This window comes from Halanaerobium saccharolyticum (genome assembly GCF_003053565.1).
GTDB lineage: Bacteria > Bacillota > Halanaerobiia > Halanaerobiales > Halanaerobiaceae > Halanaerobium > Halanaerobium saccharolyticum_B.
In genome coordinates, this window is record NZ_QAXS01000001.1 from 22,593 (window position 1) to 35,846 (window position 13,254).

13 protein-coding genes are annotated in these 13,254 nt (G+C 37.2%); 9 read left to right on the top strand and 4 right to left on the bottom strand.

Features of this window, described 5'->3' with window-relative positions; all coding sequences use genetic code 11:
- Positions 1-97: 97 nt before the first annotated feature.
- A complete protein-coding gene (gene cysK, locus C8C76_RS00115) occupies positions 98-1,009 on the bottom strand; it encodes a cysteine synthase A (RefSeq protein ID WP_108137453.1) in 912 nt (303 codons plus the stop codon).
- A 266-nt stretch (positions 1,010-1,275) separates the two neighbouring features.
- Here cysK and C8C76_RS00120 point away from each other — a divergent pair, with 266 nt between their 5' ends.
- The 4 genes from C8C76_RS00120 to C8C76_RS00135 all read left to right on the top strand — a co-directional run bounded on the left by C8C76_RS00120 (position 1,276) and on the right by C8C76_RS00135 (position 3,244).
- Positions 1,276-1,617, top strand: a complete 342-nt coding sequence (locus tag C8C76_RS00120) for a phage holin family protein (protein WP_108137454.1) — start codon at positions 1,276-1,278, stop codon at positions 1,615-1,617.
- Between the two features lie 47 nt (positions 1,618-1,664).
- Positions 1,665-2,312, top strand: a complete 648-nt coding sequence (locus tag C8C76_RS00125; RefSeq protein ID WP_108137455.1) for a hypothetical protein — start codon at positions 1,665-1,667, stop codon at positions 2,310-2,312.
- Between the two features lie 107 nt (positions 2,313-2,419).
- A complete protein-coding gene (locus C8C76_RS00130) occupies positions 2,420-2,959 on the top strand; it encodes a Wzz/FepE/Etk N-terminal domain-containing protein (protein ID WP_108137456.1) in 540 nt (179 codons plus the stop codon).
- Between the two features lie 39 nt (positions 2,960-2,998).
- A complete protein-coding gene (locus C8C76_RS00135) occupies positions 2,999-3,244 on the top strand; it encodes a GNVR domain-containing protein (RefSeq protein WP_181248123.1) in 246 nt (81 codons plus the stop codon).
- A gap of 104 nt (positions 3,245-3,348) precedes the next feature.
- On the opposite strand, the gene C8C76_RS00140 is transcribed toward C8C76_RS00135, so the two are convergent.
- Positions 3,349-4,617 (bottom strand): glutamate--cysteine ligase, encoded by a 1,269-nt coding sequence (locus tag C8C76_RS00140; protein WP_108137458.1) that lies wholly within the window; start codon positions 4,615-4,617, stop codon positions 3,349-3,351.
- A 302-nt stretch (positions 4,618-4,919) separates the two neighbouring features.
- On the opposite strand from C8C76_RS00140, the gene C8C76_RS00145 reads away from it, so the two are divergent.
- A complete protein-coding gene (locus C8C76_RS00145) occupies positions 4,920-6,086 on the top strand; it encodes a nucleotide sugar dehydrogenase (RefSeq protein ID WP_108137459.1) in 1,167 nt (388 codons plus the stop codon).
- A gap of 95 nt (positions 6,087-6,181) precedes the next feature.
- Here C8C76_RS00145 and C8C76_RS00150 read toward each other — a convergent pair whose 3' ends face one another.
- Positions 6,182-6,661 carry a hypothetical protein gene (locus C8C76_RS00150; protein ID WP_108137460.1) on the bottom strand — a complete coding sequence of 160 codons (480 nt, stop codon included), beginning with the start codon at positions 6,659-6,661 and terminating at the stop codon, positions 6,182-6,184.
- Between the two features lie 157 nt (positions 6,662-6,818).
- Between C8C76_RS00150 and C8C76_RS00155 the strand changes: the two genes are divergently transcribed.
- The 3 genes from C8C76_RS00155 to C8C76_RS00165 all read left to right on the top strand — a co-directional run bounded on the left by C8C76_RS00155 (position 6,819) and on the right by C8C76_RS00165 (position 11,972).
- A complete protein-coding gene (locus tag C8C76_RS00155; protein WP_108137461.1) occupies positions 6,819-7,487 on the top strand; it encodes a class I SAM-dependent methyltransferase in 669 nt (222 codons plus the stop codon).
- Between the two features lie 175 nt (positions 7,488-7,662).
- Entirely contained in the window at positions 7,663-11,193 is a 3,531-nt protein-coding gene (gene nifJ / locus C8C76_RS00160; protein WP_108137462.1) for a pyruvate:ferredoxin (flavodoxin) oxidoreductase, read from the top strand.
- A gap of 245 nt (positions 11,194-11,438) precedes the next feature.
- Entirely contained in the window at positions 11,439-11,972 is a 534-nt protein-coding gene (locus C8C76_RS00165) for a transposase (RefSeq protein ID WP_108137463.1), read from the top strand.
- Positions 11,973-12,076: 104 nt separating this feature from the next.
- Here C8C76_RS00165 and C8C76_RS00170 read toward each other — a convergent pair whose 3' ends face one another.
- On the bottom strand, positions 12,077-12,556 hold the full coding sequence (locus tag C8C76_RS00170) for a hypothetical protein (protein WP_108137480.1): 480 nt from the start codon (positions 12,554-12,556) through the stop codon (positions 12,077-12,079).
- Between the two features lie 200 nt (positions 12,557-12,756).
- Here C8C76_RS00170 and C8C76_RS00175 point away from each other — a divergent pair, with 200 nt between their 5' ends.
- A complete protein-coding gene (locus C8C76_RS00175; RefSeq protein WP_258222387.1) occupies positions 12,757-13,194 on the top strand; it encodes an MgtC/SapB family protein in 438 nt (145 codons plus the stop codon).
- Positions 13,195-13,254 lie beyond the last annotated feature (60 nt).

Consider the following 13,254-nt stretch of genomic DNA (forward strand, 5'->3'; position numbering starts at 1 on the left):
GGGGAAATTCTTCTATATCAAATTATCGGGGTAAACTTTATTAAAAAAATATAAATTTCGACAAAAATCGGGTGGTATTTGGTAACTGCACTTCAGCTTAGCCAAAAACTCCTGTTGAGAGGTAGCGCTCACCTGTATCAGGTGCAATAACAACAATTCTTTTATCTGCGCCTACTTCATCAGCAAGTTTCAGGGCAGCTGCCACTGCAGCGCCAGTTGAAATCCCGGCAAAGATACCTTCTTCAGCCGCTAATCTTTTAGCAGTTGTAAAAGCTTCATCGTTTTTTACCTTTTCTACTCGGTCAATAATTTCAGTATTTAAGACTTCAGGTATAAATCCGGCTCCAATCCCCTGAATTTTATGGGGGCCTGGTTCACCACCAGAAATAACAGCAGAGTTTTCAGGCTCGACTGCAACTACCTTCAGGTTATTAATTCTTTCTTTCAATTTTTCGCCGGTACCAGTAATCGTACCACCGGTTCCAACACCTGCCACAAAATAATCAATTTTACCCTGAGTTTCAGCGATTATTTCTTTGGCAGTAGTTCTGCGGTGGATATCAGGATTAGCAGGATTGGTAAATTGAGAAGGAATAAAGCCATCTCTTTCAGCAGCAATTTCTTCTGCTTTAGAGATTGCACCTTTCATACCTTCAGCTGCTGGAGTTAGAACCAATTCAGCTCCATAAGCCTTGAGCATCTGCCTTCTTTCCTGACTCATTGATTCAGGCATTGTCAGAACAACAGTATAGCCTTTTGCAGCTCCAACCATAGCAATTCCAATTCCGGTATTACCACTTGTTGGCTCTACTAAAACACCACCCGGTTTAATTTTGCCAGCCTTTTCGGCCTCATCTATCATATTAAATGCTATTCTATCTTTAACACTTCCACCGGGGTTAAAACTCTCAAGTTTCAAAACAACCTCAGCAGAATCGTCACTGACTAAATTATTTAGCCTAACTAAAGGAGTATTTCCTATTAGTTCTGTTACATTATTAAAAATCATAAATACCTCCCAAAACTTAATGTCGAATATAGTTAATTTAAAGTTGAGCACTTTACTTTGATTTATATTATAATATAGTCTAGTAATCCTGTCAACTATATTACAAAAAATGAATATATTTTCTTTAAAATAAACAGCTGCAGGCATTTACTTTGACATTTTTTTCAAAAAAGGTATAATGTAATTATCAGAGAAATATGTATATAAGATATCTATATAAGATAAGAAAGATAATAATTTTAAAAATATAAAGAGGGGGAATTTAAATGTCTCATTTCTTTGCGAAAGTTTTTTCAACAATGGTTGCTCTGTTAGTAGCTGCCTATTTACTGCCGGGAATTACAGTTACCGGAGTCTGGGCTGGTTTCTTTGCAGCGGTTGTTTTAGGCTTTGTAAATGGTTTTATCAGACCGATCTTTACTATCCTGACAATTCCGTTTACTATTTTAACTTTTGGCCTATTTTTACTGGTGATTAATGCAATAATGCTTTCTTTAACTTCAGTTTTAGTGCCCGGTTTTGCAGTCAGTGGTTTCTTTTCTGCTTTAATAGCCTCTGTAATTGTAAGCTTTGTTTCCAGCATTCTGCATAATATGTTCGAAGAATAAGCAGCAGTAATTTAAAAAGCTTTAAGTAAGTGTCAGGAGGTTTAAAAATGAAAAAAATATCAGCACTTTCCATATTTATATTTGTAATAATATTTATAATGACTGGAGCCGTCTCTGCTGATCAAATTGAGCTGCAAAGTGGAGAAAAACTGCGGGGTGAGGTTCAAAATCAAAGTTTGAGCCTGCAGACAGCCTACGGAAAATTGAATATCCAGCAGCAGTATTTAAGTAAAATTAATAAAGAGCTCGTCAATGAAGAAGAAATTTTTGTTCTGAGAGCTTCAGGAAATAATAGATTTAGCGGCCAGCTTCTGACAGAGATTAGATTTATGGCTAATAGCTCAGAAAGAGTTTTTGCAGTATCCGAGATTAGGAGTGTCGATTTTTCTGCCAGCAGTGCTTTTGACGAGAATAAAGAAATCACTGTAAGATTAAAGAACGGGGACCTCTTTTTTGCCAGTACCGTAGAAGATTCTATCAGTGTAAGTACTTCTCTTGGAAGTCCTTTAAAGATCAGTTATAATAATCTGCTTGCTATTGAATATTTAGCAGATGAGGAGAGCTATTTAATTAAGCGGAAAGATGGCTCCGAAATTAAATCTGACCTTAAGGGGCAGAAAATTATTGTCTGGCCGGCAGCTGCAGAAATTGTTGAGCTGAAATTTGATTATATAGCTAAGATTAATTTTAATTAACAGCTCGCTTATATAATTTAAGCAGTTTTAGACTTGAAATAGACTAACTGTGATAATATAATAGATATGGTATTTTAATTAAATTGTGGTTTTATGGAGGTATTTTAATGGAACGGGAGCAGCATCCTAATTATTATGATGAATATGAGATTGACTTAAGAGAATATATACTTCTCTTATGGAAGAACAAATTTTTTATCGGTGGGCTGGTAATACTGGCGGTTATAGCTGCATTTTTAGTCAGTTCATATTTTATGGCACCGACATACGAAACAAAGGCCAAAATACAGCTGTCAAATTACGAAGGGCTCTACAGCAATCCGGATACGGCTGTCCAGCTTTTAAGCAGTACTGGTCTGATGCAGAAAGTGATGCAGGCAGAGGATTTTGACCTGTCAGCAGCCAGATTGAATTCTTATATTAATAACAACTTAACTGTCAGCCAGGTTAACAATACATCAATTATTTCAATAACAGTAAAAAATGATGAGCCGCAGTTAACTATGGATGTGGCAGCAGGATTAATTAGTAATTTTGAAGAAGCTTCCAATCAATATTTTGAAAACAAACTGGAAAATGACCGAGAATACATTTCCAGTTTAAAAACTGAGCTCGAGGATTTAAATTCTGACCTGGCAAGAAACTAGGAATTAATTCAGTCAAGCAGAGAAAGTGGAGAGAGCGAAGTGGCTTCTCTTTTGATCCAGGAAAATTCTTCACTGCAGAGTTCGCGGCTGGAGCTGAGAAGAGAAATTGAAGAACGAGAATCAGAGCTTGAAAACTTTTATCCCCTGGAGATTCTGGATGCACCTTATCTGCCAGAAAATCCGGTCAGTCCAAACACAAAGTTAAATACTGCAATTGCAGCAGTGCTGGCTTTAATGCTGGCGGTATTTATAGTCTTCTTTAGAGAATTTATGAAGGAAGAATAAATCAGTTAAAAAAGAAATAATAAGGTTAATATAAAAATAAATAATCAACTAAGAAATTAAAACCCCGGTAATTTATTAATTTAAATTTACCGGGGTTAAATTATTTAATTTAGAATACACCAGTTTAAGGCTTTCTTCTTACCCTGCTTAAGATTATTTAGAGTTCTAAATTTTGGGCGGCCATAATTTAGGTAGAGCTCTTTTAATTCTTTAAGATATTCTAATTCATCCTCTTCACCATCTGCGGCAGTTCTTTCCGCTCGCTCAAAAAGCTCGGCAGCTAAATCCTTTCGCAGCTGGCTCTCTTTAGAACCGGTAATTTCAGCCTTAAACTGCAGAAATTCCTGCTGTGAATATTTTAGAGACTGCTCGTAAAAATAATCAAGATTTGCCTGATCGTAAAAGACAGCTTTTAATAAAGCAGCAAAGGCAAAGTTATAGGGATAGGGAACTGCATCTGCTGATCTGATTTCGATATACTTTTTGGTTCTGACATCCGGAAAAACCATAGAGAGATAGTGGTCAATAGTCTCAGCTTTATCGTTTTCCATCAGCTCTTTAATTTTCTTTGACCCACTGTAGACTAATTCATCATCTTTTAAATCAATAATTGCTGGAGTATTTAAGATATACTCAGCATAATCACGGTAGCCAAATTCTTTAGCGAAGACTCCCGGGATGATGCCCGAGCGGTCACTGTCACAGTTTGACCAGATTTCTTCTCTAATGCTCGCCTCAGAGGCTTCTTCCCCTTCAAAAAAAGGAGTATTGTCAAAAAGATAATAGATTAGAGGGCTTAAAAAATAGCCAACCCGCAATTTTTTTATGTAGTCTTTTTCGTCAGTATAATCAATATTCATCTGCACAGAGGCTGTACCTTTCATCATGTGATGGGCATATCTACCCCGATCTTTAAAATATTTATACATGAAGTCATAGCGTTTTTTAGGCAGCAGCGGAAGATCTTCAATTGAACTTGCTGGCTGGTAGCCGAGGACGGCTAGTTTTTGCTTTCTGCTGCTTAAAATTTCTTTAAGCTCTGCCAGAAACTTATGATAGATTTTTTTAGTTTGTTCTAAATCTGCAAAGGGAATGAGGCTCAGTTCAAGCTGGCCCCCGGGCTCCAGAGTCACTGCTCGCTCAGCATCCTGAAGTCCAATTAAATTATCACCTTCAAAAACTTTTTCCCAGCTGCCCTGACTTAACTGCTCAAGCAGGGATTCAATTCCCTCAGCCTCTGAATAGCTGACTGCAGTTAAATCTTCCTTTAAAATTAGATGTTCAAACTCCATTCCAATTTTGTGATCTTCTTTTTTGCTTTCAGCAGCTTTAAAATAGCTGACTAGACTTTCGATTTGTTTTTGGTAATTCATAATTGGTCCTTTCTTTTTTTTGTTTGTTTATGTGCGTTTATGTGTGTTTATGTACACGCACCGTGAACCTGTCGGTTTATGTAATATTTTGCGCTGCAATTAAGTTGATTGATCTGCTCATATATATTAACATTATAACTTAATATTTTATTTTCTGCAATCTGCCTGGATTTACTTTATTAAGAGCTCAGCTGCAAAAAATGTCGAGCTTTTTGTTTGAATCTCGGCCCCTTTTATAATAAAATTAGAATTGAGAATTTATTCATCAATAATAAAATTTACATACAGGGGAGAATGATAACATGAAAATCACAGTGGCAGGTGCCGGATATGTGGGCTTATCGAACGCGGTTTTACTTGCTCAAAATCACGAGGTTACTGCAGTTGATGTAATTGAAGAAAAGGTAGAAATGATCAACAGGAGAGAGTCACCAATAGTTGATGCAGAGCTTGAAGATTATCTTGCCAATAAGGAGCTTGATTTAAGAGCAACAACTGATGCCTTAAAGGCTTATCGTGAGGCAGATTATGTAATAATCGCAACTCCAACCAACTATGATCCTGACCAGAATTATTTTAATACCAGAACTGTAGAAGCTGTTGTGGCTAATGTTCTTTCTTTTAATGAAGATGCGGTAATGATTATTAAATCAACAGTCCCCGTTGGCTACACAAAAGAACTCAGGGAAAAATTTGATACGGAAAACATTATCTTTTCACCGGAATTTTTGCGAGAGGGTAAGGCACTTTATGATAATCTTTATCCTTCCCGGATTATTGTCGGTGAGCAGTCTGAGAGAGCGGAAGAATTTGCCGATCTGCTGGTAGAAGGAGCAGAAAAAGAGGATATTTCAGTTTTATTTACTGATTCCACTGAGGCAGAAGCAATCAAATTATTTGCCAATACCTACCTGGCAATGCGGGTGGCCTTCTTTAATGAACTCGATACTTACGCTGAAGTTAGAGACTTAGACAGCAAACAGATAATTGAGGGTGTTGGGCTTGATCCAAGGATTGGAGATCACTACAATAATCCTTCTTTTGGTTATGGAGGTTACTGTCTGCCCAAAGATACCAAACAGCTTCTAGCTAATTATGAAAATGTGCCCAATAATATTATGCAGGCCATTGTGGATGCCAACCGCACCAGAAAAGACCATATAGCAGAGATGATTATTAAACAGCAGCCCGAAAAAGTGGGGATTTATCGGCTGACCATGAAGAAAAACTCAGATAACTTTAGACAGTCCTCTGTCCAGGGAGTAATGAAGCGGATTAAGGCCAAGGGGATTGAAGTGGTTGTTTATGAGCCAACTTTAGAAGATGACCTGTTCTATAGATCAAAAGTGATTAATGATTTAGATCAGTTTAAAGCTGAATCTGAAATTATTGTAGCTAACAGGATGGCTGCTGAATTAGAAGATGTAGAAGAAAAGGTTTATACCAGAGATTTATTTAATAATAATTAAGGTGAAGTACTGTTAACCACCCGGGATGTCGATGCTAATCGGCTGAATCCGGGTGGTTTTTTCTTTTGAAAAGGTCTTTAAATTTACAGAAAAAGCTAAAATTCTACCCCACCGGTAATAATAATTCCTGCATCGGCAAAGGGAATAATATCAAGCCTTAAAGGCTCACGTCTTAAGCCGAAACTAAAAACAAAACCCGGAAAAGTTGTCACCTCATGCATCCAGGTATTGTATTTTCCGTCTTCATCATCATAACCGTGGACTATGCCATAGGTAAATTTGGCAGTGATTTCTGTTTTGCCGATCGAAAATAAGCTGTAGTTTGTTCCGGCATAGAGATAGATAGTCGGCTGTTCATAGGTATTTTTAAAATAAGCTATTCCATCGAGATCGCTATTGCTATAGTGTCTTTCCAGCCCAATAAGCTGCTGCTGGTTATTCTGATAGTCTTTATCACTGTAGTGGTGGGTAAAAAAGCTGGTCTGCAGATAATAATTTTCTATTTCAGCTGCTGAAGCTGGATTTATTAAAATAAGCGTGATTAAAAGAGTCGTGATTATTATTTTATATCGCATTAAAATACCTCCTCGAAATTTGATAGAGGTTTTAAACTTCTTATATATTTAAGTTCTTCAGTTTAGCTTTTATTCCTGCCTGCAGCTGAAAATTTTAAGCAGCTCCAGCCTGTTAATATTTAGCTTTTGTGATATAATTTAATGAGAGGTGATGTAAATGGACTTATTTACTCTGGCGGCACCAATTTTTGACCTGGCAATGAGAATCTCCGGTCATGATAAGGTTTTAGTTGAGCTGGGAAATCGAATAAAAAAAGCTGAGTTGAAAAGATGTTCTGAAGGCAGTGGGGATAATCTTAATTTAGAGCAGCTGGAAAGTAAAAAAGTAGCGAAAGACAGTATTCCAGAAACCGAACTGCTGGATCTCGGTGGAGGAACCGGTGAGCTGGCAAGATATCTGCCCCGTAATCTTAAAATAACAGTAGCAGATCCTTCCCAGGCAATGCTCAAGCAGGGAAGGGAAAAGGTTTTCAAACAGCAGGTACAACATGTACTGGCCGATGGGGCTGATCTGCCCTTTGCTGATCATTCATTTGACTATCTAACAATTTCGGACGCCCTACATCATTTTCGAGATGTGGAAACGGCTCTGGATGAGGCGCTTAGGGTGCTCAAACCGGGTGGTAAATTATATATTTTAGAATTTGATCCGAGGACTATTTTTACCAGAGTGATTATCTTTTTTGAAAAGTTGGCCGGAGAGCCTGTTAATTTTTTTCAGCCGGAAAAACTGACGGAAATACTGGGTGAAAATGAACTTAAAATTGAACACGAATACCTTAACAAATCACTTTACATTCTTTCAGCAGAAAAGACTCATCACTAAAGGAAAATCAAGGCTTCCCTAATAGTGCGCTTATTTAAAGAATTCTAATAATTTCGAATACCGGAAAAAGGCCAATAAAAGATGTGAAATATTTGACAGCAGAATTGTAAAGTATTATACTTAAAGAGGAAATAAATAATAAAAATTTACCTTATTAATAGGAGGGAAAGTTATAATGGCAAAACAAATGAAGACCATGGATGGAAATACTGCTGCAGCTCATGTAGCTTATGCTTTTACAGACGTAGCAGCTATCTATCCTATTACTCCTTCATCTCCAATGGCTGAATTAGTTGACTCATGGAGTGCTAACGGTCGTAAGAATATCTTCGACCAGGAAGTGAAGTTAACTGAAATGCAGTCTGAGGGAGGAGCATCTGGTGCAGTACACGGTTCTCTGGTGGCAGGAGCTTTGACAACTACTTTTACAGCTTCTCAGGGATTATTATTAATGCTGCCTAACATGTACAAAATCGCCGGTGAATTATTACCTGGTGTATTCCATGTTAGTGCTCGTACTGTTGCTACTCATGCTCTATCAATCTTTGGTGATCACTCTGATGTAATGGCAACCCGCCAGACTGGTGTTGCTATGCTGGCTTCCGGTAGTGTTCAGGAAGTTATGGACTTAGCTGGTGTCGCTCACCTGGCGTCCATCAAATCAAGTGTACCATTTACTCATTTCTTTGATGGTTTTAGAACATCTCATGAATATCAAAAAATAGAAGTTTTAGATTATGATGATCTGGCAGAATTGGTTGATTACGGCAAGGTCAGCGAATTTAGACACAGAGCATTAAATCCTGAGCGCCCTGTAACAATGGGAACAGCTCAAAACCCTGATATTTTCTTCCAGGCCCGTGAAGCTGCTAATAGTTTTTATGATGCAGTGCCTGATATTGTAGAAGAATATATGCAGGAGATTTCCGAATTAACAGGTAGAGAATACCATCCATTTAACTATGTAGGTGCAGAAGATGCTAAATATGTAGTTATTGCTATGGGTTCTGTAACTGATACTATCGAAGAAACTGTTAAGTACTTAGTTGATCAGGGAGAAAAAGTTGGTCTAATCAAAGTAAGATTATATCGTCCATTCTCCAAAAAGTACTTCATGAAGGCTCTTCCAGAAACTGCTGAGAAGATTGCTGTATTAGATAGAACTAAAGAACCTGGTGCAGTAGGGGAACCACTTTATGAAGATGTAAGATCATTATTCTATGATCAAGAAAAGCGTCCGGTTATTGTTGGTGGACGTTACGGTTTAAGTTCTAAGGATACTACACCTACTCAAATTAAGGCTGTATTTGATAACCTTAGAAAAGATGAGCCTAAAAATCAATTCACTATTGGTATTAACGATGATGTTACAAATACTAATCTTGAACTTACTGAACATATTAATACTTCTCCAGAAAGTACAGTTCGCTGCAAGTTCTGGGGTCTTGGTTCTGACGGTACTGTTGGTGCTAACAAAAACGCTATTAAGATTATTGGTGACAACACAGATAAGTATGCTCAGGCATATTTCTCTTATGACTCCAAAAAATCTGGTGGTGTTACAGTATCTCACTTAAGATTTGGTGATGAGCCAATTAAGTCAACTTACTTAATTGATGAAGCAGATTATGTAGCCTGTCATAACGAATCTTATGTAGATAAGTTTGAGATGGTACAGGATCTAAAAGATGGCGGAAACTTTGTGCTTAACTGTACCTGGTCAGAAGATGAGTTAGGCGAAAATCTTCCTGCAGAAATGAAGAAATATATCGCTGATCACGATATTAATCTATATACAATCAACGCTGTTGATATTGCTCAGGAAGTTGGCTTAGGCCAGAGAATCAACATGGTTATGCAGACTGCTTTCTTTGAGGTAGCTGACATTATTCCTGTTGATGAAGCAATTGAATATCTAAAAGAAGCTATTCAGAAATCTTATGGTCACAAAGGTGATAAGATTGTTGAAATGAATAATAAAGCTGTAGATAAAGCTCTGGATGCCTTAACAAAAATTGATGTACCTGCCGATTGGGCAAGTTCAGTTGTTAAGGAAGAAGAGGAGGAAGACGTGCCAGAATTCGTTAAAAATGTAGTTCAGGTTGTTAACGCTCAAAAAGGTGATGAATTACCTGTTAGTACATTTGTTGGCCGTGAAGATGGACACTTCCCTCCAGGACTTTCTAAATATGAAAAACGTGGAATCGCAATTAATGTACCAAACTGGTTAAGCGATAAATGTATTCAGTGTAACCAGTGTTCATTAGCCTGTCCACATGCTGTAATTAGACCATTCTTACTGGATGAAGAAGAAGCTGCAAATGCACCAGAAGGATTCGAAACTCTGGATGCTCGCGGTAAACAGTTAGAAGGTTTAGAGTACAAGATTCAGGTAAGCCCTTATGATTGTACTGGTTGTGGTGTTTGTGCTGATGTATGTCCTGTTGATGCTTTAGAAATGACTCCATTTGCAGAAATGGTAGAAAAAGATGCAGACAACTGGGATTATGCTATTAACGAAATATCTATTAAAGATGATTTAATGGATCCTGTTAATATTAAAGGTAGTCAGTTCCAGGAACCACTACTTGAGTTCCATGGTGCTTGTGCCGGTTGTGGAGAAACAGCTTATGCTAAGCTTGTAACTCAGTTATTTGGAGATAGAATGTTAATTGCTAACGCTACAGGTTGTTCTTCAATCTGGGGTGGATCTGCTCCTGTATCTGTTTACTCTACTAACCCAGAAGGACACGGACCAGCCTGGGCTAACTCCTTATTCGAGGATAACGCCGAGTATGGTTACGGTATGTTCTTAGCTAATCAGCAGATTAGAGCTAAGATTGCTGACCTGATGGAAGAAGCAATTGAGCTTGATTTAGATGCTGAATTAACAGAACTAATGCAGGAAATGCTAGATAACTTTAATGACGGCGAGAAAACTAAAGAAATCAAGAAGAAAATGATGCCTTTACTCGCTAAGTACAGTGAAAACGAAGTAATTGCTGAGATCGTGGACCGCAAAGAGTTCATTACTAAGAAATCTCAGTGGATCTTCGGTGGAGACGGCTGGGCTTATGATATCGGTTATGGTGGATTAGACCATGTTATCGCTTCTGGTGATGATGTAAATGTATTAATCTTTGATACAGAGGTTTACTCCAACACCGGTGGACAGTCTTCTAAAGCTACTCCAACTGCTGCAGCTGCTAAGTTTGCTGCTTCAGGTAAGAAGATCAAGAAGAAAGACTTAGGCCAGATGGCTATGACTTATGGCTATGTTTATGTAGCTCAGATTTCTATGGGAGCTAATATGAACCAGGCTATTAAAGCTATCGCAGAAGCTGAAGCATATGATGGACCTTCCATTGTAATTGCTTACGCTCCCTGTATTTCACATGGTCTGAAAAAAGGTATGGGCTGTAGTGTTAGCCAGGAGAAAGATGCTGTTAAGGCAGGATACTGGCACTTATTCCGCTTCAACCCAGAACTCAAAGAGCAAGGAAAGAATCCATTTAGCATGGATTCTAAAGAGCCTACAGAAAGCTTCAGAGACTTCATTCTTAGTGAGGTACGTTTCTCCTCCCTACAGAAGACATTCCCTGATCTTGCTGAGGAACTCTTTGAAAGATCAGAACAGGATGCAAAAGAGCGCTATCAGTCCTACAAGAGACTGGAAGAAGCTTATGCTCCTGAAGATGAAGAGTAATTCTAAAGAAAAAATAGCTTAAAAATAAATATAAAGAGCAAGGATAAAAGACCAGCGGGACGCCGCTGGTCTTTTTGCGTTTATGTGCGTTTATGTTTATTTATGTACACGCACCGTGAACCTGTCGAATTATGTAAAACTCTGCCTAAAGAATAATACCCTTTTATTATGTAAAATTATTGAAATTAATTAAATAAAAGGATATAATAGTATTAAAGTAAAATTATGGAAGGTAGGAGAGAGTCATGGGTCATAAAAGAAGAGTCTGGTATCCGGAGGCAAAATATCACATAATTTGCAGAGGGAATAAAAAGCAAAATATTTTTTTAGATACTGTTGATCATCTCATATATCTGGACATAGTTAGAGAAGTAAAAGCAAGATATGATTTCTTGATTTTAACTTATTGTTTAATGCCGAACCACATTCATCTACAAATTAGAACAAAAGATATTGAGATTTGGAGAATCATGAGGGGTATCAACTGGCGTTACGCAAGATATTTTAATGAGAGATATTCGACTGTTGGCCATGTTTTTCAGGGTCGTTATGTTTCCAAAATTATAGAGAATAATTATTATAATCTAATTGTGAACCGCTATATCCATCTCGATCCGGTTAAAGACAAGCTGGCCTTAAACCCCAAAGATTACCGCTGGAGCAGTTTTAGGTCCTATTTAGGAGAAGAAAAAAGTGATTTCGTTGAAGAGGAAGAGATTCTAAATTATTTTGGTGGTGAAAGAAGTTTATACAATAAATTCATTATGAGATTTGTTTAAGCCTTCAAACAATTTTCCAAAGAAAAAAGGCTATTGAAATTTAATCAATAGCCCGCTATTTTTAAAGATTTTAATAGTTTAGTTTTTGAAATAAATATTAAATTTTAATTACCTTTGCCGGGATTATTACCTTTTCCAGGGTTAGCGCTGTTACCTTTACCTGGGTTATTTTTATCAAGTCCTTTTCCCCTGCCCGGATGATTATCATCCATATAGTTATGAATCATGTTTGATAATTCCTGACCGGTCCAATCTTCGTTATTTGCTTTATATTCTTTAATTCTCTGCGCAAGACCACGACCAAAGTTAGCTTCCTCGCTGTCCTCGTCATAGTCATAATCATCTTCAAAGTCATCGTTATCTTCTTCTAATTCACCTAGAATGATTTTAATCATCCCCAGATCAATTTCACCTGAAATATCAACAATAGCGCTCAATTCATCCTCTAAAATATTTTTCTGTTCGATTGTTAAGTCCAAGTTGTAGTCGTTTAAATCAATATAATCATCATCCTGAGCCATTAACGGGATTGATACCGCCAGCAAGATGACTAATACTGCAGTTGTAATTATTTTTTTATTCATAATTTAACCTCCATTCCAAAATTATAAATCCTTGCTTATTTAAAATATAACACTGGTTAAAGATTAAATCAAATAATCGGGCAATTTGTAATGAATTTTACTAAAATCACACTGGATTTAAATTAATCTAATTATAATGAAAATATTAAAGGATTGATATTAATTACGAAGAATATTATATATATAGAAATATTGTGGAGGTGAGGCAGTTGGTTTTGGATTGGATAGGAGTTTTTCGGCTTGTATTAGCTGCTCTTCTGGCAGCATTAATTGGTTATGATAGAGAAAAACAGAATAAAGCGGCAGGTATTAGAACAAATGTTATTGTTGCTGTAATTTCGTGTGTTATTATGATCTTATCGGTGGAAGTTGCCAAAACGGGAACTGGAGTTGGTGGAGTCGAAGGTGATCCTGCTCGTCTAGCTGCTCAGGTAGTAAGTGGAATTGGTTTTTTGGGTGCAGGTACAATTATTAAACAGGAAGATAAGGTTGAAGGATTGACAACTGCAGCCAGCCTCTGGGGAGTTGCAGGTTTAGGCCTGGCAGTAGGATATGGTTTATATGATATTTCTATTGCTGCAGCTTTTATTATATTTTTAAGTTTGAGGGTTGCCCCTTCTGTAAAGAAGAGAGTTTAGTAAGTACTTACTAAACCTGGTTAGTTAAAATTGTTATTATTGAAAAGAAAAGAGGGGATA

Coding starts and splice junctions, on each gene's coding strand:
- cysK (WP_108137453.1), bottom strand. CDS start 1,009: ATGATTTTTAATAATGTAACAGAACTAATAGGAAATACTCCTTTAGTT.
- C8C76_RS00120 (WP_108137454.1), top strand. CDS start 1,276: ATGTCTCATTTCTTTGCGAAAGTTTTTTCAACAATGGTTGCTCTGTTA.
- C8C76_RS00125 (WP_108137455.1), top strand. CDS start 1,665: ATGAAAAAAATATCAGCACTTTCCATATTTATATTTGTAATAATATTT.
- C8C76_RS00130 (WP_108137456.1), top strand. CDS start 2,420: ATGGAACGGGAGCAGCATCCTAATTATTATGATGAATATGAGATTGAC.
- C8C76_RS00140 (WP_108137458.1), bottom strand. CDS start 4,617: ATGAATTACCAAAAACAAATCGAAAGTCTAGTCAGCTATTTTAAAGCT.
- C8C76_RS00145 (WP_108137459.1), top strand. CDS start 4,920: ATGAAAATCACAGTGGCAGGTGCCGGATATGTGGGCTTATCGAACGCG.
- C8C76_RS00150 (WP_108137460.1), bottom strand. CDS start 6,661: ATGCGATATAAAATAATAATCACGACTCTTTTAATCACGCTTATTTTA.
- C8C76_RS00155 (WP_108137461.1), top strand. CDS start 6,819: ATGGACTTATTTACTCTGGCGGCACCAATTTTTGACCTGGCAATGAGA.
- nifJ (WP_108137462.1), top strand. CDS start 7,663: ATGGCAAAACAAATGAAGACCATGGATGGAAATACTGCTGCAGCTCAT.
- C8C76_RS00165 (WP_108137463.1), top strand. CDS start 11,439: ATGGGTCATAAAAGAAGAGTCTGGTATCCGGAGGCAAAATATCACATA.
- C8C76_RS00170 (WP_108137480.1), bottom strand. CDS start 12,556: ATGAATAAAAAAATAATTACAACTGCAGTATTAGTCATCTTGCTGGCG.